This window comes from Mycobacterium sp. NGS41 (assembly GCF_059812725.1).
The window spans coordinates 1-25,881 of record NZ_JCALDF010000037.1 but is presented as its reverse complement, the minus strand read 5'-3'; the positions used below and the strand labels follow the sequence as shown (position 1 = coordinate 25,881).

The following is a 25,881-nucleotide window of genomic DNA, read 5'->3' as shown; positions in this document are numbered from 1 at the left end:
TACGTGGCGATCGCAAGCGCGGCGTAGCCGCGCGCTGCGGGTCGCCACCATCTGACCTACGTGGCGATCGCAAGCGCGGCGTAGCCGGGCGCTGCGGGTCGCCACCATCTGACCTACGGACGGGCCTGCAGCTCGGGCGCGGCCGCGGCCAGCAGATCGCCCCGGTCGCCCGACAACGGCGGATAGATCCGCACGGTATTGATGGTCTGTTTGGTCGTCTTGGCCTGCGCCCCTTGGGCCACCACTGTGCGGTCCCAGCCTTCGGTGTACACCGCGCCCGCCGGCCCGAGATCGAGAACCGTTACATACCAAGGGATCCGCAGCGTGAGCAACGGCTCGCCGAACAGGTCGCTGATGACGTTGTAGCCGGCGTAGCGGCCCATCGGGCGCCCGTGCTGGCACGACATCACCGAGACGTGCTCGTCGTCCATGCGGGCAACGGCGACGTCGCCCGCGGCGAATACCGCTGGGATACCGATCACCCGCAGGTGATCGTCGACCTGCACTCGCCCCAACCGGTCGCGGGCCACCGGCAGCTGTTCGGTCAGCGGGCTGGCCCGCATACCGGCACACCACACCACGGTGGCCGCCTCGATCTGCTCACCCGAGGACAGCGATACGCGGTCTTTGCCGACCGCGGCGACGCGCACGCCCGTCCTGGTCTCCACGCCGTTGTCCGACAAGGCCTGTTCGATCACCGGCCGCGCTGACGCGCCCATATCGGAGCCGACGAAGGCGTTGTGGTCGACCAGCACCACCCGGGGTGGGACACCGTTGCGCCCGAACATTGCCCGCAGCCGATCGGGCAGCTCGCAGGCCGCTTCGATACCGGTCAGGCCGGCTCCGACCACCACCACCGTGGCGGACGCCGTACTCGGCGGTCCGTCGGCCAGGCCGCACAAGTGGTGCTGCAGTAAGACAGCGGCGTCATAGGTGTCGACGTCAAAGCCGAAGTCGCGCAGACCCGGAACGTCGGGCTTGAGCACCTGACTGCCGGCGGCCAGAACCAGCCGATCGTAGCGGTGTGTCGTTCCGTTCGACGTCGTCGCGGTGCGCGCGTCGGTGTCGATCGCGGTCACCTCGGTGGCGACGTGCGCAATTCCGGCGGGGTCGAGCACATCGGCGAGCCGAATTCGGCACTCGCTCAGGTCAGCTTCGTAATTGCGAACCCGGATGTCGTGAAATGGCTTGGCGCTCAGCACCGTGATGTCGACCGTGCCCGGCGGGACGGCGAGGTCGTCGAGTCGCCGGGCGGCCCCGAGCGCAGCCCACAGGCCGGCGAACCCCGAGCCGATCACTATCACGTCGGTCAACGGCTCAACACCTGACGGATCTGGTCCAGCGCGGTCACGGCGTCGCGACCCGGCAGCAGCATCCAGGTGTGCAGGCCTCCCTCGAGTTCGTGCCAGCCGACATCGAGACCTTCGTTTGCCGCCCGCTTGCGAAAGGCCCTGGCGTCGGGGTTGAGCACGTCGTGGGTCCCGGTGAATATCGTCAGGCGCGGCAGTTCAGTCAGCGGTCCCACGCTGGGACTGACCAGGGGAGTGTCCAGCGGGTCGCCGTCGGCATAGCGGATACCGGCCGCGCGCAGGTCGTCCAGGTTGAGAAACGGGTCGCGCTTGGCGAGGGCCGGCACATCCGGGTCCGGCAGGCCGACGTGCATCCACGGGGAGAGCAACACGGCGTCGCTGGGCGGCGGGAGACCAGCGTCTCGCACCGCATGGCACAGTGCGAAGGCCATACCGCCGCCCGCCGAATCACCCATGAAGGCAACCGAACTCGGGTCACAGCCGTCCAGCATGCGCCGGTACACCTGCAGCAGGAAGGGGAACACCTCGCGGTAGCTGTGCTCGGGGGCGATGGGGTAGATCGGCACGATCATCGTGCGCCGCAGCAGGTTCGCCAGCTTGGCGATCGCGGGCCAGTGGAAGTGCGGCATCAAATCGAGCACGTAAGCCCCGCCGTGCAGATAGAGCACGTGATCGCTGGGCGTCTCGCCGTCGGCCAACCGCGGGGTGACCCGATATACCGACCGGTCGTTGAGGACTTCCCGAGTGACCTCGACCCTCTTCAGCACGCGCTTGGACGGCTGGCCGGCGTAGGGCAGTCGGGGGTTGGCCGCCCACTGATCCAGCTTCGCGGCCGGAAAGAGCCGATTTCGCACACCGGTGGCGCGGAGCAGACGCTGGGTGAAGCCTCTGTTGAGCATCCCGTGATTTGTCGGTCTCATCACGCACAGTGTGTACCCACCGTCCGCGGTTCCGTCAGGTGCTCACGTGGCGAGAACAAGGAGCCGTAATCTAGGTGCTGTGAATGCGCTGACCGGATTCTGGTTCGGGCTACCCGAGCAAATGCGGGAACCGGTCCTGTTCGCCATTCCCTTCTTCCTGTTGCTGCTGATCCTGGAGTGGACAGCGGCCCGCAAGCTCGAGCACATCGCCGCCGAGCAGACGCAGAACTCAACGCAGTCGCGACCGGCCTCCGGCGCATACCTCGTCCGCGACTCCATGGCCAGCATCTATATGGGGCTGGTTTCCATCGCCACCTCGGCCGCCTGGAAGGCTCTGGCCCTGCTCGGCTACGCCGCGATCTATGCGTACCTTGCGCCGTGGCATCTATCGCCGAGCCGGTGGTACACCTGGGTCATCGCGCTGCTCGGCGTCGACCTGCTCTACTACGGCTACCACCGCATCGCACACCGGGTCCGGCTGATCTGGGCCACACACCAGGCGCACCACTCCAGCGAATACTTCAACTTTGCCACCGCGTTGCGCCAGAAGTGGAACAACAGCGGCGAGGTCTTAATGTGGATCCCGTTGCCGCTGCTGGGACTTCCCCCGTGGATGGTGTACTTCAGCTGGTCGTTGAACCTGATCTACCAGTTTTGGGTGCACACCGAGCGAGTCGGCAAGCTGCCGCGGCCACTCGAATTCGTCTTGAATACCCCGTCGCACCATCGGGTGCACCACGGCATGGACCAGCTGTACCTGGACAAGAACTACGGCGGCATCCTGATCATCTGGGACCGGCTGTTCGGGTCGTTCCAGCCCGAGTTGTTCCGCCCGCATTACGGGCTGACCAAGCAAGTCGACACGTTCAACATCTGGAAGCTGCAGACCCGCGAGTACGTGGCGATCGCTCGTGACTGGCGCTCGGCCACCCGACTGCGTGATCGCCTCGGCTATGTCTTCGGGCCGCCCGGCTGGGAGCCACGCGCCGCACGTCAGGCCGACGACGCGGCCGCGCTGGCCAAGTCGCGGTAACGCTGGCGTCCGACGGCGCGAAAAGCTACGTCGAGGGGGGTTACGCGTAACCTCGACCTGTGGTCGGCCGTTGGCGCCGGCCCTGATGGATCGGAGGCCTTTGATGCGTCACCGGGCTATGCGCGTATGCGCCTCGGCCGCGGCCGGATCGGCAATTGCGTTCGGGGTGTCACCGGTGACGGCCAGCGCAGACCCCCCGACGGTATTCCCGGGCATGGAGATCCATCAGGACAGCAAACTCTGCACCCTGGGCTACGTCGACCCGGGCCGCAGGATTGCCTATACCGCCGGCCATTGCCGCGGAGGGGGCGTGGTCACCGACTGGGCGAACAACGTCATCGGTCATCTTGCGGCTTTCCGGGACAACACGCCGACCGGCACGACGGTGGCCACCGACCAGATGATCTCCGACTACGAGGCGATCGTGTTAGCCGACAACGTCGCGGTGAGCAACGTCCTGCCTGGCGGTCGGCCGCTGGAAGGCAGGGGAGTTTCGGTTGCTCCCGGCGAACCGATCTGTCATTTCGGCGTGACCACCGGTGAAACCTGCGGAACCGTCGAAAGCGTCAACAACGGCTGGTTCACCATGTCCCACGGCGTCGTCAGTCAGAAGGGCGACTCGGGAGGACCGGTCTATCTGTCCGGCGGGGGCGCGGCCCAAATCGTCGGAATCTTCAACAGCGTCTGGGGAGATTTTCCGGCGGCGGTGTCCTGGCGGAACATTTCCGAGCAATCCAACGCCGACCTCGGCGGCGCGGGGTAGCCGCGGCTCACCTCAGTGGGCTGCGGCGACCAGCGCGAATACCGGGATGGACGGCGCGACAGCGCGCAATTCGTCGTCTCCGGATTCTGGGGTCACGCCGAGAACGTAATCCTTGACCTGCCAGTACCACCGGGCCAGATAGCGCCGCAACAATTCGGGTTTGGCGTCGTCGGGCACCTCGCTGATGCCGGCACGCCGGCTGCGCCAGCGCGGTCCAACGTCGACGAACCCCGCGGCCCTTACGTTGCGCGCCCACTGGGTGTTGCCGCGCGGTGAGACGACATAGTCCACACCGTCGACGGTCAGCAGGTTGATCACCACACCGCGCTGTTTGCCGGTCTTGCGGCCCCGGACACGCAGCGCCCGGGTTCCGGCAATGCTGATCCCGAGTTCGGCGAGCCAGCGGATCACATTGTTGGCGGCTCGGGCGGCCCGGTTGGGTTCGTCGTATCGCGTGGGCATGATGTAATCCTCTCCGCCGCATCCGTAGCATTCGAGAGCAGTGCTCTCTTTCAACCGCATACGGTGCCACACGCCCGGGGGAAATGCAAGAGCAGTGATCTCGATTGTGCGAGACTGACCGGATGGGCAAACGCCAGGAATCGCGGGAGCAGATCGAGGGGAGAATCATCGAACTCGGTCGCCGCCACCTGGTCGAGCACGGCGCGGCGGGCTTGTCGCTGCGCGCGATCGCGCGGGATTTGGGCATGGTGTCCTCGGCGGTGTACCGGTACGTGTCCAGTCGCGATGAATTGCTGACATTGCTGCTCGTCGATGCATACTCCGACCTGGCCGACGCCGTGGATGCGGCGCGCGAAGCCCCGGCCGATGTGTGGAGTGACGACGTCCTCGCGATCGCGCGGGCGGCGCGGCGATGGGCGGTTGCGCACCCGGCCCGCTGGGCCTTGCTCTACGGCAGCCCGGTACCCGGCTATCATGCACCGCCCGAACGCACCGTCGGTGTCGGCACCCGCGTCGTCGGCGCGTTCTTCGACGCCATAGCCGCCGGAATCGCCACCGGCGACATCAGGCTGACCAATGACGTTGCCGCCCAACCGATGGCATCGGACTTTGAGCGGATTCGCCAAGAATTCGGCTTTCCGGGCGACGATCAGGTCATTGCGAAATGCTTTCTGCTATGGGCGGGCGTGGTGGGCGCGATCAGCCTGGAGGTTTTCGGACAGTACGGCGCCGACACCCTCACCGACCCCGAGCCGGTATTCGATACGCAGGTACGGCTGCTGACCGGCGTGCTGGCCGAGCACTGACGTACCACTGCCGAGCAGACGCAAAATCGCCCATTTCGGCACGAATTGGGGCGATTTTGTGTCTGCTCGGCAACTTGGGCACCGGCCGGAATTAGAACGTGTTCACCCAGGCTTCGGACGACGCTCGTTGCCGACGGCGGCAAAGTGCGTCCTGACCCTTTTTGACGACGCACGGGCTGGGCTATCCTGCGAGACGATGAACCTGCCCGTTCAATCGCCGATGCAGATCGCATGGGTCACCCCCGACCTGGACGCCACCGAAACGGCCCTCACCGGCTTGTTAGGCGTGCGGAAGTGGGTGCGCATCCCGGACGTCCATTTCGCTCCGGACAGCTGCAGCTACCACGGAAAGCCCGCGGACTTCGTCGCGAGTATTTCGCTGAGCTATCTCGGCGACATGCAGCTGGAACTGATCTCGCCGGTCGGCGGCGAGAACATCTATAGTGACTTTCTGCGCGACAACGGGCCCGGTTTGCACCACATCTGCATGGAGGCCGAAAGCGCGGAGCAATTCGACGCGGCGCTGGCGACAGCGGCGGCTAGCGGCGCGCCGGTTGTCCAGCAGGGCATGATGCCGGGCGGAATCCAATTCGCCTACGTGTCAGCGCCACAGGCCGGAGTGCCGTTCATAGAGATCGCCCACATCTCGCCGGAGATGAGGGCGTTCTACGACTACATCAAACACGAGCAGATCAAACAGGAGCAGCGGTGAGCACCCAGATCCCAGCGACGGTCAATGCGGACACGGTGACGTCCTGGTCGGATGACGTCGATGTGGTGGTGATCGGCTTCGGCATCGGCGGCGGTTGCGCTGCGGTCAGCGCGGCGGCCGGCGGCGCGCGGGTCCTGGTGCTCGAGCGCGCCGCCGCGGCCGGCGGCACCACTTCGCTTGCCGGAGGGCACTTCTACCTGGGCGGCGGCACCGCGGTACAGCAGGCCACGGGCCACCCCGACTCGCCGGAGGAAATGTACAAATACCTGGTCGCCGTGTCGCGGGAGCCGGACCACGAAAAAATTCGCGCGTACTGCGACGGCAGCGTCGAGCATTTCAACTGGCTGGAAGACCTCGGGTTCCAGTTCGAGCGCAGTTACTTCCCGGGCAAAGTGGTCGTCCCGCCGGGCACCGAGGGCCTGAGCTACACCGGCAACGAAAAGGTGTGGCCCTTCTGCGAGCAGGCCATCCCGGCGCCGCGTGGACACTCGGTGCCGGTACCCGGCGAGCTGGGCGGCGCGGCGATGGTGATCGACCTGCTGGTCAAACGCGCCGACGAGCTGGGGGTGGACATCCGCTACGAGACCGGCGCAACCAACCTGATCCTGAACGACGACGGCGCGGTGGCCGGCGTCGCGTGGAAGCACTTCACCGAAACCGGCGCGGTCAAGGCCAAAGCGGTGGTCATCGCCGCGGGCGGTTTCGCGATGAACGCGGACATGGTCGCCGAGCACACGCCCGCACTGGGCCAGCCGCGGCGCACCAAACACCATGGCCTGGTGGCGCCCTACATCCTGGGCAACCCCCACGACGACGGGCTGGGCATCCGGTTGGGTGTCTCGGCGGGAGGGGCCACCGAGCACATGGACGAGTTGTTCATCACCGCGGCGGCCTATCCGCCGGAAATTCTGTTGACCGGCGTGATCGTCAATAACGAGGGCAAACGCTTCGTCGCCGAGGACTCCTACCACTCGCGCACCTCGGCTTTCGTGCTGGAGCAGCCGGAACAGACCGCTTACCTGATCGTCGACGAAGCACACACCGAGATGCCCGGGATGGCGCTGATCCGGTTCCTCGACGGTTACGAGACGATCGCCGAAATGGAGACCGCGCTGGGTATTCCCGCGGGCAACCTCGCGGCAACGCTGGACCACTACAACGATCTGGCTGCCAACGGAGAGGATCCAGATTTTCACAAGCAGCCGGAATTCCTTGCGCCACAAGACCATGGCCCGTGGGCGGTGTTCGATCTGTCACTCGGGCGGGCTATGTACTCGGGATTCACCATCGGCGGCCTGGCGGTCACCGTCGACGGCGAGGTGCAACGCGCCGACGGCAGCGTCATCCCAGGGCTGTATGCCGTGGGTGCATGCGCGTCCAACCTCGCCCAGGACGGCAAGGGCTACGCCAGCGGCACGCAGCTCGGTGAGGGTTCCTTCTTCGGCCGCCGCGCCGGCACGCACGCCGCCACGCGGTGACGTTCGGCCGAGCCTGCGCCCAGGGCGTGAAAACTCGCGAAAACCGGGCCGTGGACGCAGGCTCGATGCCATGAGTGCAGGCTCGGCGCGCGGCGGTGCCTAGACCTGCGCCGCCTCCCGGTCCACCGGGCTGAGCCGCCATTGGCCCCCACCCAGCAACTCCAGTTGGTGATCGTGGAGCAACTCGACGGCATGGCGATGGCTGACGCTGACCACCACGCAGTCCGGCAATTCGCTCCGAAGCAATTGGTAGAGCGCGAATTCCAGCCCTTCGTCGAGCGCGGACGTGCTTTCGTCGAGGAAGACCGCCTTCGGTTTGGTGAGCAGGATACGGGCAAAGGCGATCCGCTGCTGTTCGCCCGGGGAAAGCACCTTGGCCCAGTCGCGCTCCTCGTCCAGCCGCTCGCACAACGGCGCAAGCGCGACTTGACCGAGCGTTTCCCGCAGCGTGTTTTCGGCAATGGCGTCCGGTGAGTTCGGGTAACACACCACGCTGCGCAGCGTGCCCAGGGGCACGTACGGCAACTGCGACAGGAACATCGTCGCGTTGTCGCCCTCCGGGCAGGTCAGGGTTCCCGATGCGTACGGCCACAATTCGGCCAGACTCCGCAGCAGCGTCGTCTTACCCGTTCCTGACTGACCGACGATCACCAGCGACGAACCCCTTTCCAGCTGTACGTCGAGCGGGTCGATCAATCGGTCTCCGGCCGGGGTGCGCACCTCGACGTTGGCGAGCTCAACGGCCACCTCCCGGCTGGGCTTGACCAGGATCGAGGGCAGCGCGCGGCCCCTTTCGTTCGCGTCCACCAGCCCGTGCAATCGGATGATCGCCGCGCGGTAGGCCGCGAACTGGTCGTATGAATTGCGGAAGAACGACAGCGAATTCGTGATCTCACCGAACGCCGACGCTGTCTGCGTGACGTCGCCCAACTGGATTTGACTCGAAAACAGCCGAGGCGCCTGGACCACCCACGGCAACGGGACAAGCGCCTGGGACATCGACCAGTTCCATCCCTCAAACCCGAGAGTCCGGCGAACATACCTGCGGTAGTTGACGATGATCGGCATGAAACGCCGCCACAATTGCGTTCGCTCGACGCGCTCACCACGATAGAAACCGACGGCTTCGGCGGCGTCGCGCAGCCGCACCAATGCATAACGGAATGCGGCGTTGAACTTTTCGTTGTTGAAGCTGAGCCAGATCAAGGGCCTACCGAGCCAGAATGCGACGACAGTCGCGAGCAGCACATAGACCAGTGCGATCCAAAACATGGCACGCGGCAGGATGCCCAGTTGTCCGGAGAGGTTCCACAGAATATCGGCGAAAGCAATCACCGAGGCGATGGCATGCACACCGCCTAGCAGCAGAATGTTCTGCGTCCCGTTACGTGGAATGTTCGGGGTGTTTCCGGCTCCGGCGGTGAAGATGTCGATGTCCTGCTGAATGCGCTGGTCGGGGTTGTCGATCGGCTTGTCGACGAACAGGTCCCGGTAGTAGGCCTTACCGTCCAGCCAGTCGTCGGTGAGGTGGCCGGTCAGCCAGATGCGCCAGGCGATGATGAATCGCTGAGTCAGATAGATGTCGAGCACCACCAGGCCAATGTAGATGGCTGCCAGCACGCTGAAATGCAGCATCGACATCCAAAAGCCCTGCACGCCAGATTGTTTGACCTCAGCGTTACCCAATGCCATGCCTCGGACCGCGTACTGCAGCGACGTATAGAGGTCGTTGTGGAAGTAGCTGAAGAGCACGTTGAGATGCACCGAGAACAGGACCAACAGCAACAAGACACCGAGCATCGCCCAGACCCGCACGGAATGCCGGCCAGTGAAGTAGCCTCCGCTGATCCGCCAGAACTGCCGGCCCCAGACTGTGAAATACCGCAACACGGCCAGCAGCACCACGACAGAGACCGCGCTGATCACCCACGCGATCGCGAGCCACCTGAGGGAATCCAGGGTCGCCGCGGACCAGTCAATGGACGGCTTGAAGAGCCTGTGGTCCATGGATGACGTCTCCTTGCTGCCGAGGTATCTGGTCGGGCGTACTTCCCCGCGAAGGTACCTGAGGGCGGCGATAGGCTGCGGATATGAGCACCGAGGCTCCCAGCCAGACAGTCCACGCCGGCCGGCTTATCGCCCGTCGACTGCGCGCCAACGGCATCGACACGATGTTCACCCTGTCGGGGGGTCATCTGTTCTCCATTTACGACGGCTGCCGCGACGAGGGTGTCCGCCTGATCGACACCCGCCACGAACAGACCGCGACCTTTGCCGCCGAAGGTTGGTCGAAGGTGACCCGGGTGCCCGGGGTGGCCGCGCTGACCGCGGGGCCTGGGGTTACCAACGGGATGAGCGCGATGGCTGCCGCGCAGCAGAACCAGTCGCCGCTGGTGGTGCTGGGCGGCCGCGCCCCGGCGCTGCGCTGGGGGATGGGCTCGCTGCAGGAGATCGACCACGTGCCGTTCGTGGCGCCGCTGACCCGGTTCGCCGCCACCGCAGAGTCGGCGGAAGCGGCGGGCCGGTTGATCGACGAAGCGCTACGGGCGGCGGTCACTGCGCCGTCCGGTGTGGGATTCGTCGACTTCCCAATGGATCACGTCTTCTCTATGGCTGACGACGATGGCGGCCCCGGCGCGCTCACCGAGCTCCCCGCCGCACCCGCGCCCGACGCCCAGGCCGTGGAGCGCGCCGCCGGCCTGCTGTCGACGGCGCGGCGACCGGTGATCATGGCCGGAACCAACGTCTGGTGGGGACACGCGGAGGCGGCGCTGCTGCGCCTCGCCGAAGAGCAGCGGATCCCGGTGCTGATGAATGGCATGGCCAGGGGTGTCGTCGCCGCCGACCACCCGATGGCCTTTTCGCGGGCCCGCGGCAAAGCGCTGGGCGAGGCGGATGTGGCGCTCGTCGTGGGCGTGCCCATGGATTTCCGCCTCGGCTTCGGCAAGGTGTTCGGGGCGGAAACCGAGATCGTCGTGATAGACCGTGTCGGGCCGCAGCGTGAGCACCCGCGATCGATCGCGGCCGGCCTGTACGGGGATTTGACGACAATCCTCGCTGCGTTAGCCGGCGCAGGCGGAACCGATCACCAGGACTGGATCGGCGAGCTGCGCACAGTGGAGACCGCGGCGCGTGACCACGAGAAGGCCGAGCTGGCCGACGACCGGACCCCGCTGCATCCGATGCGGGTGTATGCCGAGCTGGCCCCGATGCTGGACCGCGACGCCGTCGTCGTCATCGACGCCGGCGATTTCGGCTCCTATGCCGGCCGGGTGATCGACAGCTATCAGCCCGGCTGCTGGCTGGACAGCGGGCCGTTCGGCTGCCTCGGTTCCGGACCTGGTTACGCCCTGGCCGCCAAACTGGCCCATCCGGACCGCCAGGTCGTGCTGCTGCAAGGCGACGGGGCATTCGGGTTCAGCGGCATGGAGTGGGACACGCTGGTCCGGCACAACGTGCCGGTCGTGTCGGTCATCGGCAACAACGGCATCTGGGGGCTGGAGAAACACCCGATGGAGGCGTTGTACGGCTATTCGGTGGTAGCCGAGTTGCGCCCTGGCACCCGCTACGACGAGGTGGTGCGCGCCCTGGGTGGCCATGGCGAGCTGGTGTCCGCGCCGGGCGAGCTCCGGCCCGCGCTGGAACGCGCGTTTGCCAGTGGCCTGCCCGCCGTCGTCAACGTGCTCACCGATCCCAGCGTCGCCTATCCACGCCGATCCAACTTGGCCTAGCGGTTTCGCTCAAATCCGCGAGCGTGCGCACTTGTACGCCAGTCCCCGGCGTGTCGCGGACAAACATGCACGCTCGTGGCGTCCGTGTCTCTCCGAGGGCTCGCGTACCGTTGACCTGTGCCGAAGACCACCCAAAGCCAACCTGGCAGAGTCAGCAGCCGATTCTGGCGACTGCTCGGTGCCAGTACGGAAAAGAACAAAACCCGTTCCCTCGCCGAGGTAACCGCTTCCGCGGAGTACGACGAAGAAGCCGCCGACCTCAACGACGAGAAACTGCGCAAAGCGGCCGGGCTGCTGAAACTCGACGATCTCGCGGAATCCCCGGACATCCCGCAGTTCCTCGCCATCGCTCGCGAAGCGGCCGACCGGACCACCGGGCTCCGGCCTTTTGACGTGCAGCTGCTGGGCGCCCTACGGATGCTCGCCGGCGACGTGATCGAGATGGCCACTGGTGAAGGCAAAACCCTGGCCGGCGCCATCGCGGCCGCGGGCTATGCCCTCGCCGGGCGGCACGTGCACGTCGTGACCATCAACGACTATCTGGCTCGCCGCGACGCCGAATGGATGGGGCCGCTCGTGGAGGCCATGGGCCTGACCGTCGGCTGGATCACCGGCGAGTCGACGAGCGAGGAGCGCCGGACCGCCTACGGCTGCGACATCACCTACGCCTCGGTGAACGAGATCGGCTTCGATGTGCTGCGCGATCAGCTGGTGACCGACGTCGAGGACCTGGTATCGCCCAATCCGGATGTGGCACTGATCGACGAAGCCGACTCCGTGCTGGTGGACGAGGCGCTGGTGCCCCTCGTGCTGGCCGGCACGACCCATCGCGAAACCCCACGGCTGGAGATCATCAAACTGGTCGGTGAGCTGGCCCCGGAGGCTGACTATGACACCGACTCCGACAACCGCAACGTCCACCTGACCGAGACCGGCGCCCGCAAGGTCGAAAAGGCGCTCGGCGGGATCGATTTGTACTCCGAGGAACACGTCGGGACCACCCTCACCGAGGTCAACGTCGCGCTGCACGCGCACGTGCTGCTGCAGCGCGACGTGCACTACATCGTCCGGGACGATGCCGTGCACCTGATCAACGCCTCGCGCGGCCGCATCGCGCAGCTGCAGCGCTGGCCGGACGGTCTGCAGGCCGCCGTCGAGGCCAAGGAGGGCATCGAAACCACCGAAACCGGCGAGGTACTCGACACCATCACGGTGCAGGCGCTGATCAACCGCTACACAACCGTGTGCGGCATGACCGGCACCGCACTGGCCGCCGGCGAACAGCTGCGCCAGTTCTACAAGCTCGGTGTCTCACCGATACCGCCGAACACCCCCAATATCCGCGAGGACGAGTCCGACCGCGTCTACATCACCGCGGCCGCCAAGAACGACGCGATCATCGACCACATCGCCGAGGTGCACGAGACGGGACAACCCATGCTGGTCGGCACCCGCGACGTGGCCGAATCCGAAGAGCTGCACGAGCGGCTGCTGCGCCGCGGTGTGCCCGCGGTGGTGCTCAACGCCAAGAACGACGCCGAGGAGGCGCAGGTCATCGCCGAGGCCGGCAAATACGAGGCGGTCACGGTGTCCACCCAGATGGCCGGGCGGGGCACCGATATCCGGCTCGGCGGGTCCGACGAGTCTGATCACGACCGGGTTGCCGAACTCGGTGGGCTGCATGTGGTCGGCACCGGCCGGCACCACACCCAGCGGCTGGACAATCAGTTGCGAGGCCGGGCGGGGCGGCAGGGCGACCCGGGGTCGTCGGTGTTCTTCTCTAGTTGGGAAGACGACGTCGTCGCGGCCAATCTCGATCAGAACAAGCTGCCGATGGAGACCGATGAGGACGGCCGGATCGTCAGCCCGAAGGCGGCCGGGATGCTGGACCACGCCCAGCGGGTCGCGGAGGGCCGGATGCTGGACGTGCACGCCAACACCTGGCGCTACAACCAGCTGATCGCCCAGCAGCGCGCCATCATCGTGGAAAGGCGAAACACGTTGCTGCGCACGCCAACCGCGCGCGAGGAACTTGAACAGCTGGCACCGGACCGGTATGAGGAGCTGGCTGAGGCGATGCCCGAGGACGAAGCCGAGGAACGTCTGGAAAAGATCTGCCGACTGATCATGCTGTATCACCTGGACCGCGGCTGGGCCGACCATCTGGCGTATCTCGCCGACATCCGCGAAAGCATCCACCTGCGTGCACTGGGCCGCCAGAACCCGCTGGACGAGTTCCACCGGTTGGCGGTCGACGCGTTCGCCTCGCTGGCCGCCGACGCGATCGAGGCGGCTCAGCAGACGTTCGAAACCGCGAACGTGCTCGAAGAAGAGCCGGGGCTGGATCTGTCCAAGCTGGCTCGACCGACCTCGACGTGGACGTACATGGTCAACGACAACCCCTTGTCCGATGACACGCTTTCCACCCTGAGCCTGCCGGGGGTGTTCCGCTAGGGCTGCCGGGCTCGTTTGCGGTCCGTCGTGCGGACCGCATCGTCGCCGGGCTAGGTCTGATTGCCCGGCTCCTTTGCGGTCCGTCGTGCGCACCGCATCGTCGCCGGGCTAGGTCTGATTGCCCGGCTCCTTTGCGGTCCGTCGTGCGCACCGCATCGTCGCCGGGCTAAGGTCACCGCTCATGGAGCCCGCACGTCGCGCCCCCAATCGAGTGCTGACGGTACCCAACGTGCTGAGCGCCATACGTCTGGTGCTCATCCCGGTATTCGTCTACGTGCTGCTGGTCGCGCATGCGAACGCCTGGGCGGTGGCGATCCTGATGTTCAGCGGAATCTCCGACTATGCGGATGGCAAGATCGCCCGGCTGCTCGACCAGTCGTCGCGGTTGGGCGTTCTGCTGGACCCGGCTGTCGACCGCCTCTACATGGTGACGGTCCCGATCACGATGGCAGCGGGCCGGATTGTCCCGTGGTGGTTCGTCATCATGCTGCTGGTCCGCGATGGGCTGCTGGCCGCGACGCTGCCGTTGCTGCGCAGTCGCGGGCTCTCCGCGTTGCCGGTGACCTATGTCGGTAAGGCAGCGACTTTCGCGCTGATGTCCGGCTTCCCGCTGGTTTTGCTGGGCCAGTGGCACGCGTTGTGGAGTCGCGTCGTGGGCGCCCTCGGCTGGGGGTTTCTGATCTGGGGTTTGTACATGTATCTGTGGGCGTTCGTCCTCTACATCGTGCAGATGACGCTGGTGGTACGCCGGATGCCCAAGCTCAACCGGGCCGATCAGCCGACAGTCCGAAAAGCGGGTAAGCATGTCTGAACCTGACCGCCTGCTCGGGGGCTACGACCCCAACGCCGGCCGCAGCGCTCATGCGGCTGCGCGGCCCACCCTCATTCCGGTGCCGTCGCTGCTGCGGGCTCTGCTCTCCGAACACCTGGATCCCGGCTACGCTGCCGCGGCCACCAAACGTGAAGGCTTCGACAGCCCACCGAGTCGACTAGCACGCGTTTTCCGATGGTTCTGGCAAGCGCTGGCGGCGATGCTGGTGGCCACGGTGTTTGCCGCCGCGGTCGCACAGGCGCGCTCGGTTGAGCCCGGCGTGCGCACCGCTCAGCACCTGCTGGCGACCAGCGTGCGGGCAACGCAAACCGCGGCCGCCAAACTCGCTCAACGGCGTAATGTGCTGGCGGCCGAAGTCGACGGGGTGCAACGGCTCGCGCTCGCGGACAACGCCACTGGCCAGCGGCTGCTGACCCGCCTCGACGCACTCAGCCTGGCAGCGGCCAGCACTGCGATCACCGGTCCCGGCCTGACGGTGAATGTCACCGACCCGGGGATGGGGCCGAATCTTTCCGACGTGTCCAAGCAGCGGGTGAACGGGAGCCGGCAAATTATTCTCGACCGCGATCTGCAGCTGGTCGTCAACTCGTTGTGGGCGAGCGGTGCTGAGGCCATTTCGGTCGGTGGCGCCCGAATCGGCCCGAACGTGACCATCCGGCAGGCTGGCGGAGCCATCCTGGTCGACAATAACCCCACCAGCAGCCCGTATACGATTCTGGCCGTCGGGCCGCCGCACGGGATGCGAGACGCGTTCGGGAACAGCCCTGGTCTGCACCGACTCAGGCTGCTGGAGACCTCCTACGGCGTCGGGGTCAGCGTTAACGTCTCCGAGCATCTTTCGCTGCCTGCCGGAGCGATCCGTGATGTCAAGTTCGCCAAAAAGATTGGGCCCTAGTGAGAGAAATCCTGGTGATCCAGATCCCCTTGCGGAAGACGGGAATCCGATCAGCATGATCGGTATCGCGGCGGTTGCGATCGGCATCGTGCTGGGCTTGTTCTTCCACCCCAGCGTGCCGGAGGTCGTTCAGCCTTATCTGCCCATCGCCGTGGTAGCCGCGCTCGACGCGGTGTTCGGCGGCCTGCGTGCCTACCTCGAGCGGATCTTCGACCCGAAGGTCTTCGTGGTGTCGTTCGTGTTCAACGTCCTGGTGGCCGCCCTGATCGTCTACGTCGGCGACCAATTGGGCGTCGGCACCCAGTTGTCCACTGCGATCATCGTGGTACTGGGTATCCGAATCTTCGGCAATGCCGCGGCGTTGCGGCGCCGGCTGTTCGGTGCGTGACGGATGAGCTCGAAAGAAACAAAAAGATGAGGTCAGGGTGAGCGAGCGACCCCCGGAGTCTCAGGACCCACCAGAAGGCACTGCCGACGAGACCGCTGACGCGTCAACCCGGCATGCTGACCTCGAAGCCCCGGACCCTGCCCAGCACGGTCGTCATGAACTACCCGGAAACCGTCCCCGGCCCGAAATCGGGCCGCTGCGCCGGAGTGGACTGGCCGGCCTGCTGCGCGGCGGACGTTCTCGGGTGGCGTTCGGCGCGTTGGCGATCGTGTTGTGCGTGGTATTGGGGATCGCCATCGCCACCCAGGTTCACCAGACCAAGTCCGGCGATTCCCTGGACACCGCCCGTCCCGCAGATCTGTTGGTGCTGTTGGATTCGTTGCGGCAGCGTGAAGCCGCGCTTGAGACCGAGGTGAGCGAACTTCAGAACACGCTCAACAAACTGCGGGCGTCCGGCAACACCGACCAGGCTGCCATCGAAAGCGCGCAGGCCAGACTGGCGGCGCTGTCCATCCTCGTCGGCGCCGTGGGCGCGACCGGCCCCGGTGTCACCGTCAAGATCGACGACCCCGGTCCCGGGGTGGCGCCGTCCACGATGCTCGACGTCATCAACGAGCTGCGCGCCGCCGGCGCGGAGGCCATCGAGATCAACGACGCGCGGCAGTCCGTTCGGGTAGGTGTCGATACCTGGGTAGTGGGTAATCCGGGCTCGTTGACCATCGACGGAAAAACGTTGTCGCCACCGTATTCGGTTCTGGCGATTGGCGATCCGCCGACGCTGGCCGCGGCGATGAATATTCCGGGTGGCGCCGAGGACAGCGCCAAACGCGTCGGCGCGCGAATGACCGTGCAACAGTCCGACCACGTCGACGTGACCACCTTGCGGCAACCAAAACCACGCCAATACGCTCAGCCCGTCAAGTGAGCACGACCAACAGAACAGGATTGCCCGTGAGCGATATCCCGCCCGATCTGCACTACACCGCCGAACATGAGTGGGTTCGCCGTAGCGGGGACGACACCGTGCGGGTCGGGATCACCGACTTCGCGCAATCAGCGTTGGGCGATGTGGTTTTCGTTCAGCTGCCGGATGTGGGTGCCGAGGTGACCGCAGGCGAATCCTTCGGTGAAGTGGAGTCCACGAAATCGGTCTCGGATCTGTACGCGCCACTGTCCGGCACGGTGACGGCGGTCAACGCCGATCTGGAAGGCAGCCCGCAACTGGTGAACTCCGATCCGTACGGCGCCGGCTGGCTGCTGGATCTTCAGGTGCCGGATACGGCGGCTTTGGAATCCGGTATCGAGACACTGCTCGACGCCGAGGCCTACCGCGGCACACTGACCGAATGACGATTGCTAATGTGCCAGCCAGCATCGCGCGACGATCTTGCGGTGCGGACCACATTGCGGACCAGTGCACGGTACGGTCGACACATCAGTATTGAAGGCATTGAAGTCATTGAGAACTAGTAAGGCAGTAATCGGCAATACGAGGCGCCACAACGTATTGGCAAGCCGGCCCTAGCGGCCCGGTCAATCACAACGCCACAGCAGCTAGTAAGGAGCAGCGGGTGACGGACAAGGACTCAGGACGAGACCAGGACGAGACTTCCGACGATGTCACCGTAGAGACGACTTCCGTCTTTCGGGCCGACTTCCTCAACGAGCTGGACGCGCCCGCACAGGCGGGCACGGAGAGCACGGTCTCCGGAGTGGAGGGTCTTCCGGCCGGTTCGGCGTTGCTAGTCGTCAAACGCGGACCCAACGCCGGGTCGCGGTTCTTGCTCGACCAGGCCATCACCTCCGCGGGCCGGCACCCCGACAGCGACATCTTCCTCGATGACGTCACCGTGAGCCGTCGTCACGCCGAATTCAGGTTGGAGAACACCGAATTCCAGGTCGTCGACGTCGGCAGCCTGAACGGCACCTACGTCAACCGCGAGCCGGTGGACTCGGCGGTGCTGGCCAACGGTGACGAGGTGCAGATCGGCAAGTTCCGCTTGGTGTTCTTGACCGGACCTAAGCAAGGTGACGAGGGGGGAACCGGAGGCTAGTGAGCGCGCCCGATAGCCCGGCGGTAGCCGGGATGTCGATCGGGGCGGTCCTCGACCTGCTACGGCCGGATTTCCCCGATGTCACCATCTCCAAGATCCGTTTTCTGGAGGCAGAGGGGCTGGTGACGCCGCAGCGCGCCGCGTCGGGGTATCGCAGGTTCACCGCATACGACTGTGCGCGTCTCCGTTTCATCCTCACCGCTCAGCGGGATCATTACCTGCCGCTGAAGGTGATCAGGGCACAGCTCGACGCCCAGCAGGACGGTGAACTGCCGTCGGCCGGATCGCCTTACGGCGTACCGCGATTGGTGTCGGTCGTCGACAGCGGAGCGCTTGGAGAAGCGGGGTCCGAGGCCGCCGCGGGATCCGACACCGCCGCGGTGGCGCCCACCCGCATCCGGCTCAGCCGGGAAGACCTCCTGGACCGTTCCGGAGTGGACGAGGACCTGCTGACGGCGCTGCTCAAGGCCGGGGTGATCACCACCGGACCGGGCGGTTTCTTCGACGAACACGCGGTCGTGATCCTGCAATGTGCACGCGCGCTGTCCCAATACGGCGTCGAGCCGCGGCATCTGCGTGCCTTCCGGTCAGCGGCCGACCGGCAGTCCGACCTGATCGCGCAGATCGCCGGGCCGCTAGTCAAGGCCGGTAAAGCCGGTGCCCGCGACCGCGCCGACGACTTGGCGCGCGAGGTCGCCGCGCTTGCCATCACGTTGCACACGTCGTTGATCAAGTCGGCGGTTCGCGACCTTCTTCACCGCTGAGGACTAGACTTCGTTCGACAGCTTTGGTGTCGGCGGCACCAGTCATCTCGGGGTCGTCGCGCCGGGTTTGGGTCGGGCACAGTGGCGTAGGCGGAGGGCAGACACAGATGGGTGAAGTTCGCGTTGTCGGCATTCGCGTCGAGCAGCCGCAGAACCAGCCGGTGCTGTTACTGCGCGAAGCCGACGGTGACCGGTACCTGCCGATCTGGATAGGCCAGTCGGAGGCCGCCGCCATCGCGCTCGAGCAGCAGGGGGTCGAGCCACCGCGGCCGCTGACTCATGATCTGATCAGGGATCTCATTGCCGCACTTGGCCATTCGCTCAAAGAGGTGCGGATCGTCGACTTGCAGGAGGGTACGTTCTACGCCGACCTGATCTTCGATCGCAACATCACGGTGTCGGCCCGGCCGTCGGACTCGGTGGCGATCGCACTACGGGTCGGAGTTCCGATCTATGTCGAGGAGGCTGTTCTGGCCCAGGCCGGACTGCTGATACCCGACGAGAGCGACGAGGAATCCAGCAGCGCGGTCCGCGAGGACGAGGTGGAGAAGTTCAAGGAATTTCTCGACAGCGTGTCTCCCGACGATTTCAAAGCCACCTGACCGGGTCGTCCCACCCAGCCGGCGTCGCGTTTGAGCCGTTCGTACAACGTTACGGATGCGTCTCATCTGGCACGGCTTTGTCGACACGCCTCGCGGATGGCGGCTACTGGCGCGCGCGACAGCCATACTTTGAAGGCGAATTGAAGATCAATCTCGGGCCACGGCCGCTAGCGAAAAGCGTATGCTCACTAGCACTCGGGCCTGAGCGACCGTGGTTGCCGGGGGCAGCCAGTGACGCAGCGAGTACACGAGCGCGATCGGCGAGAGGAACCACCGTGAGCGAGCAGCCACGTCAGGAGCAGCTGGACCTTGCTGACTCTGCGAACGTCGCGACCACTGACGCCGCCGCACCAAGTGAGGCCGTGCAACCCGGACTGTTCCCCGACGACTCCGTGCCTGACGAGCTGGTGGGCTACCGCGGGCCAAGTGCCTGCCAGATTGCCGGCATCACCTACCGTCAGCTGGACTACTGGGCACGCACATCGTTGGTGGTCCCGTCGATCCGCAGCGCGGCCGGTTCCGGCAGCCAGCGGCTGTACTCGTTCAAGGACATTCTGGTTCTCAAGATCGTCAAACGCCTGCTCGACACCGGTATCTCGCTGCACAACATCCGGGTCGCGGTCGACCACCTGCGCCAGCGGGGCGTCCAGGATCTGGCCAACATCACCCTGTTCTCCGACGGCACCACGGTGTACGAGTGCACATCGGCCGAAGAAGTCGTCGACCTGCTGCAGGGTGGCCAAGGGGTGTTCGGCATCGCCGTGTCCGGTGCGATGCGGGAGCTGACCGGCGTCATCGCCGACTTCCACGGTGAGCGCGCCGACGGCGGCGAGTCCATCGCCGCTCCCGAAGACGAGCTGGCCTCGCGCCGCAAGCATCGCGACCGCAAGATCGGCTAGCTCGCCTTTTTTGCGCGAGCGTGCGCAGTTGTACGTCTGTTGCGGCGTGTCGCCGTACAGACACGCACGCTCGCGGCCGATGTTGAGGGCCGAGTAAACTGGACGATGCGTCGCGCTTACGCGGGAGAGTTCCGTGATCGCCAGTCATGGACGCCGAAGGAGCAACACCTCTCCGTCAACCTCTCAGGCCCCCGGACCGCGTGAGACAACGATGCCTCTGGAAAGCGGCTTGACCGGGTACCGGCCAAGCCCGCCGATGGGGAAAGGCGCCACGTGGCGGCGCCGAATCTCTCAGGCGCCTGGTACACGGGTGAAGACAGAGGGAGAGGGCCGCTAGACCCTTCCTCTGTGGTGCCGTATGTCAGGAGATCCTCGTGTCACACCAATCAACGTTCGCCGATCGGCACATCGGCCCGGACCGCCAGGCCGTCGAGGCCATGCTGGCCGTCATCGGTGTCGATTCACTCAACGAGCTGGCCGCGAAGGCCGTCCCGGCCGGGATTCTCGACAAGCTCACTAACACCGGCGCCGCGCCGGGCCTGGACAGGCTGCCGACGGCCGCCAGCGAAGCCGAGGCGCTGGCCGAGCTGCGTGCGCTGGCCGACACCAATACCGTCGCCGTGTCCATGATCGGGCAGGGGTACTACGACACGCTCACCCCGCCGGTGTTGTTGCGCAACATCATGGAGAACCCGGCCTGGTACACGGCCTACACGCCCTATCAGCCCGAGATCAGCCAGGGCCGGCTGGAAGCGCTGCTGAACTTCCAGACTCTGGTCAGCGATCTCACTGGACTGGAGATCGCGAACGCGTCGATGCTCGACGAGGGCACAGCGGCGGCCGAGGCCATGACCCTGATGCATCGTGCAGCCCGCGGCTCGTCGAACCGGCTGGCCGTCGACAGCGACCTGTTCGCCCAGACGGCAGCGATACTGGCCACCCGCGCCGAACCGCTGGGCATCGACATCGTCACCGCCGACCTGCGTGACGGCCTGCCCGAGGGTGAGTTCTTCGGCGTCGTCACCCAACTTCCCGGCGCCAGCGGCCGGATCACCGACTGGGCCGCTCTGGTGACGCAAGCCCACGACCGCGGCGCCCTGATCGCCGTCGGCGCCGATCTGCTGGCGCTGACGCTGATCACCCCGCCGGGCGAGATCGGCGCCGACGTTGCCTTTGGCACCACCCAACGCTTCGGCGTGCCAATGGGATTCGGCGGGCCACACGCCGGGTACCTGGCGGTGCACGCCAAGCATGCCCGTCAGCTGCCGGGCCGCTTGGTCGGCATTTCCAGGGACGTGGATGGCAGGGACGCCTACCGGCTGGCGCTGCAGACCCGCGAACAGCACATCCGGCGCGACAAGGCGACCAGCAACATCTGCACCGCACAGGTGCTGCTGGCGGTGATGGCCGCGATGTACGCCAGCTACCACGGCGCCGAGGGGCTGACCGCGATCGCGCACCGCGTTCACGGTCATGCCCAGGCGATCGCAGCGGCACTCGGCGATGCGGTGGTGCACGAGAAGTACTTCGACACGGTGCTGGCGCGGGTGCCGGGCCGTGCCGACGAGGTGGTGGCCGCGGCCAAGGCCAACGACATCAACCTGTGGCGTGTCGACGCAGACCACGTGTCGGTGGCCTGTGACGAGGCCACCACCGACGCCCATGTGGCGGCGGTTCTGGACGCGTTCGGGGTGTCCGCGGGTGCCCTGGGCGCGGCTGAGATCGCAATCCGTACGTCGGAGTTCCTGACCCATCCCGCCTTTACGCAGTACCGCACCGAGACGGCGATGATGCGATACCTGCGGGCGCTGGCGGACAAGGATCTTGCCTTGGACCGCAGCATGATTCCGCTGGGATCGTGCACCATGAAACTCAATGCCGCGGCCGAGATGGAGCCGATCACCTGGCCGGAATTCGCACGTCAGCATCCGTTCGCCCCGGCATCCGACACCCCGGGGCTACGTCGGCTTATCGCCGACCTGGAGAACTGGCTGGTGGGAATCACCGGCTATGACGCGGTGTCGCTGCAACCCAACGCCGGCTCGCAGGGCGAGTACGCGGGCCTGCTGGCGATCCACGACTACCACGCCAGCCGCGGCGAACCGCACCGCGACATCTGCCTGATCCCCTCCAGCGCGCACGGCACCAACGCCGCGTCGGCCGCGTTGGCCGGGATGCGGGTGGTGGTCGTGGGCTGCCACCAGAACGGCGACGTGGATCTGGACGATCTGCGCGCCAAGGTCAGCGAGCATGCCGACCGGCTCTCGACGCTGATGATCACCTACCCGTCCACTCACGGCGTGTTCGAGCAGGACATCGCCGAGATCTGCGCGGCGGTGCACGACGCCGGCGGTCAGGTGTACGTCGATGGCGCCAACCTCAACGCCCTGGTGGGGCTGGCCCGGCCTGGGAAGTTCGGCGGTGACGTCAGCCACCTGAACCTGCACAAGACGTTCTGCATTCCGCACGGTGGCGGGGGCCCGGGCGTCGGGCCGGTGGCGGCGCGTTCGCATCTGGCGCCGTTCCTACCGGGTCATCCCTACGCCCCGGAACTGCCCGACGGGCCTCCGGTGTCGTCGGCGCCCTACGGGTCGGCGTCGATCCTGCCGATCACGTGGGCCTACATCCGGATGATGGGCGGCGACGGTCTGCGCGCGGCGTCGCTGACCGCGATCGCGTCGGCCAACTACATCGCGCGGCGCCTCGACGAGTACTTCCCGGTGCTGTACACCGGCGAGAACGGCATGGTCGCCCACGAGTGCATCCTGGACCTGCGGGGGATCACCAAGTCGACCGGCGTGACCGTCGACGACGTTGCGAAACGATTGGCGGACTACGGTTTTCACGCACCCACGATGAGCTTCCCGGTAGCCGGCACGCTGATGGTGGAGCCCACCGAGAGCGAGAGTCTGACCGAGGTCGACGCCTTCTGCGAGGCCATGATCGCCATTCGCGGCGAGATCGACCGCGTTGGCGCGGGGGAGTGGCCCGTGGACGACAACCCGCTGCGCGGCGCCCCGCACACCGCCGAGTGTCTGTTGGTGGCTGACTGGGATCACCCGTATACCCGCGAACAGGCCGCCTATCCGCTGGGTGCGGACTTCCGGCCCAAGGTGTGGCCACCGGTGCGTCGCATCGACGGCGCCTACGGCGACCGCAACCTGGTGTGCTCGTGCCCGCCGGTGGAGGCATACGCGTGAACCCCGCCAGTGGATCAGAAAGTCAGATTACGATAATCTGATCCTATGCGCGAAGTAACTGCCTCAGAGGCTTCGAGAAACTTCTCAGCTGTCCTGAGTTCTGTGGAGCACGGAGAAACGATCGTGGTCACGCGAGGGGGTCGTCGGATCGCGTCAATCGCACCCGCACCTGCGGCGACCGGCGGGGCGTTGAACGCGGTCCTGGCACAATGGCGCGGAACCGCTGCCCTCGATGAGAAGTTCGCTGAATTGATCGGTACAGCGCGTGCCGCCGCGTCGATCGAGGGCGACAGCGACCCGTGGACCGCCTAGTCCTCGACACGGGTGTGCTTGTCGCAGCCGTGCGCGGTCAGGCCACGGTCCCCGACGAGTCCGACGTCGCCATCCCCGCGATTGTCATCGGGGAATACCTGGCCGCCGTCCAGCTCGACGACGACGCTGGTCGCCAGGCAGCCCAGCGAACATTCCTCCAGGCGGTCCTGGACGTGATACCGATTTGTGCGTATGACCGATTGGTCGCTGAGCACCATGCAGATCTGCTGGCTTACACCGCCCGACACGGCCGACGCCGAGGCCCTCATGACCTCATCGTTGCAGCCACCGCCCGCGCGACCGGTCGCACCGTATTGACCACGGATGTGCGCGCGCGTTTCGACGAACTTCCCGACGTCAATGCGCGGGTTATGGCCTAAACGCGCGAGACTGCGGTGCGTTATCAGCCGAACCGGTCGATGATCGCCGCGGCGATCTGATCGGGCGCGTCCTCCTGGATGAAATGGTTGGCTTCTGGCAGCTCGACGAGCACATGGTCGCGAAACGCTTCTCGCATCCGCGGGATCGTCGGGCCGGGCCGGAACGCCATGTCCTTCATGCCCCAAACGAATAGCGCAGGCTTGGCACCCAACTTTTCCGGCACTTCGCGCGCCAGCCGGGCCAGCAGCGGACGGGCCGCCAGGATCTGTTTGGGCAGCTCGGCCACGCCCCGACGCGCCTCGGCGTTGGGCTGCACCGCGCGGTAGTGCTCCATCACCACCGGGCTGGGCCGACGGGCCGTGCCCGCCGGAATCAACCGCTCGACAAAGAAATTCCGCCGCAGGATCGCGTATTGCATTGGGGGACTGGACATCACCCGGCTGAACAACTTCGTCGTCAAATCGTCCGTCGGCCAGAACCAGGTGTTGCCCAGCACCACGCCGCGCACCCGATCGGCACGCTCCACTGCGACGGCCGTGCTGATCGGCCCACCCCAGTCCTGACCCATGCTGATATAGCCGTCGAGGCCGAGGCGATCGACAAGCTCACCGACCACCCGCGCATGCTCCTCGATCTTGTAGCCGAACCCTGAGGGGCGTTCCGACAGCCCGAAACCGAGATAGTCCATTGCGATGCAACGGAATCTGTTTCGCAGCGCGACGATGATGTCGCGATACAGGAAGCTCCAGGTCGGATTCCCGTGGCACAGCAGGATCGGCGGGCCGTCACCCTCGGCGATGTAGTGGACGCGTCCCTGCGAGCTGTCGAACCAACGCGACTCGAACGGATACAGCTGGGGATCCGGCGTGAAATCGATCTTCATAACCCCTCCTCTGATCGCGCTGTCGATGGTATGTCCGATATGTGACATCCCCGAATGTGCAGGAGTGGCGCGACGCCGGACGTTGGCTTGAGACGGACGCCGGACGGATATTCGTCCGCTCACAAGCCGGTAATCCACCGACGGTGCTGCTGCTGCACGGCTTTCCGTCGTGTTCGTTTGATTTCCGCGGAGTGCTGCCGCACCTTCGCGGCCAGGCCTGGGTGACGATGGACTTCCTCGGCTACGGCTTGTCCGACAAGCCCCGCCCGCATCGCTACAGCCTGCTGGAACAGGCTGACCTGGTTCAGGCCGTGGTCAGCGAGGTCGTCACCGGCCCGGTGGTGCTGCTCGCCCACGACATGGGCACGTCGGTCACCACCGAGCTGTTGGCCCGCGACCTGGACGGCCGTCTGCCGTTCGAAATGCAGCGCGCGGTACTGAGCAACGGCAGCGTGATCCTGGAACGGGCCAGCCTGCGGCCGATCCAAAAGATACTGCGGGGCCCGCTGGGGCCGGTTGCGGCCCGGCTGGTCAATCGGCGCGGTTTCCAGCGGGGTTTCGGCCGATTGTTCTCAGATGATCACCCGCTGTCGGCCGAAGAGGCCGCAGCTCAGTGGGAGCTGTTGTCCTACAACGACGGCAATCGCATCGCGCACCTGCTGATCAGTTATCTCGACGAGCGGGGGCGATACGCGCAGCGCTGGCATGGCGCAGTACGTGACTGGCCCAGGCCGCTGGGGTTCGTATGGGGACTCGACGATCCGGTGGCCACCACGAACGTGCTCGACGGATTGCGGGAACTGCGCCCGAACGCCGCCGTGGTCGAGCTGCCCGGCCTGGGCCACTATCCGCAGGTGGAGGATCCCAAGGCCTACGCCGACGCGGCGCTGTCGCTGCTGGTCGGCTAGACGCTGCTGATGACGTGCCCGCGTCGGCTGTGAATCGTTGGCTTTGAGTGGGAAATGTTGGCACTGGGCGTGAAACCACGGCGGGAACGCCGCC

Annotated in this window: 25 protein-coding genes and 2 riboswitches; of the genes, 20 read left to right on the top strand and 5 right to left on the bottom strand. The window is 66.0% G+C overall.

All coding sequences use genetic code 11. From position 1 onward, the window contains the following. Positions 1-113 precede the first annotated feature (113 nt). Together AC5Y21_RS23035 and AC5Y21_RS23030 are read right to left on the bottom strand one after the other, a co-directional pair. A complete protein-coding gene (locus AC5Y21_RS23035; RefSeq protein WP_499915880.1) occupies positions 114-1,313 on the bottom strand; it encodes an NAD(P)/FAD-dependent oxidoreductase in 1,200 nt (399 codons plus the stop codon). Next, a complete protein-coding gene (locus AC5Y21_RS23030; RefSeq protein WP_499915878.1) occupies positions 1,310-2,230 on the bottom strand; it encodes an alpha/beta hydrolase fold domain-containing protein in 921 nt (306 codons plus the stop codon). Before AC5Y21_RS23030 ends, AC5Y21_RS23035 begins: the two co-directional genes overlap by 4 nt. A gap of 121 nt (positions 2,231-2,351) precedes the next feature. On the opposite strand from AC5Y21_RS23030, the gene AC5Y21_RS23025 reads away from it, so the two are divergent. Next, on the top strand, positions 2,352-3,263 hold the full coding sequence (locus AC5Y21_RS23025; protein WP_499915917.1) for a sterol desaturase family protein: 912 nt from the start codon (positions 2,352-2,354) through the stop codon (positions 3,261-3,263). Between the two features lie 103 nt (positions 3,264-3,366). Further along, entirely contained in the window at positions 3,367-4,026 is a 660-nt protein-coding gene (locus AC5Y21_RS23020) for an Rv1815 family serine proteinase (RefSeq protein ID WP_499915876.1), read from the top strand. A gap of 12 nt (positions 4,027-4,038) precedes the next feature. Here the strand turns inward: AC5Y21_RS23020 and AC5Y21_RS23015 are convergent, their stop codons facing one another. Continuing rightward, positions 4,039-4,488: a nitroreductase/quinone reductase family protein gene (locus AC5Y21_RS23015; protein WP_499915874.1), complete on the bottom strand. Its 450-nt coding sequence runs from the start codon at positions 4,486-4,488 to the stop codon at positions 4,039-4,041. Positions 4,489-4,610: 122 nt separating this feature from the next. Between AC5Y21_RS23015 and AC5Y21_RS23010 the strand changes: the two genes are divergently transcribed. The 3 genes from AC5Y21_RS23010 to AC5Y21_RS23000 all read left to right on the top strand — a co-directional run bounded on the left by AC5Y21_RS23010 (position 4,611) and on the right by AC5Y21_RS23000 (position 7,484). Next, positions 4,611-5,294 carry a TetR/AcrR family transcriptional regulator gene (locus AC5Y21_RS23010; RefSeq protein WP_499915872.1) on the top strand — a complete coding sequence of 228 codons (684 nt, stop codon included), beginning with the start codon at positions 4,611-4,613 and terminating at the stop codon, positions 5,292-5,294. Between the two features lie 196 nt (positions 5,295-5,490). Then, on the top strand, positions 5,491-6,006 hold the full coding sequence (locus tag AC5Y21_RS23005) for a VOC family protein (RefSeq protein ID WP_499915870.1): 516 nt from the start codon (positions 5,491-5,493) through the stop codon (positions 6,004-6,006). After that, the gene (locus AC5Y21_RS23000; RefSeq protein WP_499915867.1) at positions 6,003-7,484 is read left to right on the top strand and encodes an FAD-binding protein; all 1,482 of its coding nucleotides are present in this window, start codon (positions 6,003-6,005) and stop codon (positions 7,482-7,484) included. The genes AC5Y21_RS23005 and AC5Y21_RS23000 overlap by 4 nt, the downstream gene beginning before the upstream one ends. Before the next feature lie 99 nt (positions 7,485-7,583). Here the strand turns inward: AC5Y21_RS23000 and AC5Y21_RS22995 are convergent, their stop codons facing one another. Beyond that, positions 7,584-9,491: an ABC transporter ATP-binding protein/permease gene (locus tag AC5Y21_RS22995; RefSeq protein ID WP_499915865.1), complete on the bottom strand. Its 1,908-nt coding sequence runs from the start codon at positions 9,489-9,491 to the stop codon at positions 7,584-7,586. Between the two features lie 83 nt (positions 9,492-9,574). Here AC5Y21_RS22995 and AC5Y21_RS22990 point away from each other — a divergent pair, with 83 nt between their 5' ends. The 14 genes from AC5Y21_RS22990 to AC5Y21_RS22925 all read left to right on the top strand — a co-directional run bounded on the left by AC5Y21_RS22990 (position 9,575) and on the right by AC5Y21_RS22925 (position 23,995). Further along, on the top strand, positions 9,575-11,215 hold the full coding sequence (locus tag AC5Y21_RS22990) for an acetolactate synthase (RefSeq protein ID WP_499915863.1): 1,641 nt from the start codon (positions 9,575-9,577) through the stop codon (positions 11,213-11,215). A 117-nt stretch (positions 11,216-11,332) separates the two neighbouring features. After that, positions 11,333-13,669 (top strand): accessory Sec system translocase SecA2, encoded by a 2,337-nt coding sequence (gene secA2, locus AC5Y21_RS22985; protein WP_499915861.1) that lies wholly within the window; start codon positions 11,333-11,335, stop codon positions 13,667-13,669. A gap of 181 nt (positions 13,670-13,850) precedes the next feature. Beyond that, positions 13,851-14,480: a CDP-alcohol phosphatidyltransferase family protein gene (locus tag AC5Y21_RS22980; protein ID WP_499915859.1), complete on the top strand. Its 630-nt coding sequence runs from the start codon at positions 13,851-13,853 to the stop codon at positions 14,478-14,480. Continuing rightward, complete coding sequence (locus tag AC5Y21_RS22975) at positions 14,473-15,396, top strand: DUF881 domain-containing protein (protein ID WP_499915857.1); 924 nt, start codon at positions 14,473-14,475, stop codon at positions 15,394-15,396. The genes AC5Y21_RS22980 and AC5Y21_RS22975 overlap by 8 nt, the downstream gene beginning before the upstream one ends. Before the next feature lie 55 nt (positions 15,397-15,451). Beyond that, positions 15,452-15,784 carry a small basic family protein gene (locus AC5Y21_RS22970; protein WP_067232259.1) on the top strand — a complete coding sequence of 111 codons (333 nt, stop codon included), beginning with the start codon at positions 15,452-15,454 and terminating at the stop codon, positions 15,782-15,784. Between the two features lie 37 nt (positions 15,785-15,821). After that, complete coding sequence (locus tag AC5Y21_RS22965; protein ID WP_499915855.1) at positions 15,822-16,709, top strand: DUF881 domain-containing protein; 888 nt, start codon at positions 15,822-15,824, stop codon at positions 16,707-16,709. 26 nt (positions 16,710-16,735) lie between these two features. Continuing rightward, positions 16,736-17,134, top strand: coding sequence for a glycine cleavage system protein GcvH (gcvH, locus tag AC5Y21_RS22960; protein WP_499915852.1), 399 nt, complete (start codon positions 16,736-16,738; stop codon positions 17,132-17,134). Positions 17,135-17,355: 221 nt separating this feature from the next. Beyond that, positions 17,356-17,838 carry a glycogen accumulation regulator GarA gene (gene garA / locus AC5Y21_RS22955; protein ID WP_499915850.1) on the top strand — a complete coding sequence of 161 codons (483 nt, stop codon included), beginning with the start codon at positions 17,356-17,358 and terminating at the stop codon, positions 17,836-17,838. After that, on the top strand, positions 17,838-18,602 hold the full coding sequence (ftsR, locus tag AC5Y21_RS22950) for a transcriptional regulator FtsR (RefSeq protein ID WP_499915848.1): 765 nt from the start codon (positions 17,838-17,840) through the stop codon (positions 18,600-18,602). The genes garA and ftsR overlap by 1 nt, the downstream gene beginning before the upstream one ends. Positions 18,603-18,709: 107 nt before the next feature. Continuing rightward, complete coding sequence (locus AC5Y21_RS22945) at positions 18,710-19,204, top strand: bifunctional nuclease family protein (protein WP_499915846.1); 495 nt, start codon at positions 18,710-18,712, stop codon at positions 19,202-19,204. A gap of 275 nt (positions 19,205-19,479) precedes the next feature. After that, a complete protein-coding gene (locus tag AC5Y21_RS22940; protein ID WP_499915844.1) occupies positions 19,480-20,103 on the top strand; it encodes a MerR family transcriptional regulator in 624 nt (207 codons plus the stop codon). 111 nt (positions 20,104-20,214) lie between these two features. Next, a riboswitch (glycine riboswitch) is annotated at positions 20,215-20,312 on the top strand. Beyond that, positions 20,313-20,433: riboswitch (glycine riboswitch) on the top strand. 44 nt (positions 20,434-20,477) lie between these two features. Then, positions 20,478-23,303 carry an aminomethyl-transferring glycine dehydrogenase gene (gcvP, locus tag AC5Y21_RS22935; RefSeq protein WP_499915842.1) on the top strand — a complete coding sequence of 942 codons (2,826 nt, stop codon included), beginning with the start codon at positions 20,478-20,480 and terminating at the stop codon, positions 23,301-23,303. 45 nt (positions 23,304-23,348) lie between these two features. Next, positions 23,349-23,615: a type II toxin-antitoxin system Phd/YefM family antitoxin gene (locus AC5Y21_RS22930; RefSeq protein ID WP_499915840.1), complete on the top strand. Its 267-nt coding sequence runs from the start codon at positions 23,349-23,351 to the stop codon at positions 23,613-23,615. Continuing rightward, entirely contained in the window at positions 23,603-23,995 is a 393-nt protein-coding gene (locus AC5Y21_RS22925; protein WP_499915838.1) for a PIN domain-containing protein, read from the top strand. The genes AC5Y21_RS22930 and AC5Y21_RS22925 overlap by 13 nt, the downstream gene beginning before the upstream one ends. A 23-nt stretch (positions 23,996-24,018) precedes the next feature. On the opposite strand, the gene AC5Y21_RS22920 is transcribed toward AC5Y21_RS22925, so the two are convergent. Then, positions 24,019-24,879 carry a haloalkane dehalogenase gene (locus tag AC5Y21_RS22920; RefSeq protein ID WP_499915836.1) on the bottom strand — a complete coding sequence of 287 codons (861 nt, stop codon included), beginning with the start codon at positions 24,877-24,879 and terminating at the stop codon, positions 24,019-24,021. Between the two features lie 41 nt (positions 24,880-24,920). Here AC5Y21_RS22920 and AC5Y21_RS22915 point away from each other — a divergent pair, with 41 nt between their 5' ends. Then, complete coding sequence (locus AC5Y21_RS22915; RefSeq protein WP_499915832.1) at positions 24,921-25,787, top strand: alpha/beta fold hydrolase; 867 nt, start codon at positions 24,921-24,923, stop codon at positions 25,785-25,787. The last annotated feature ends 94 nt before the right edge of the window (positions 25,788-25,881 follow it).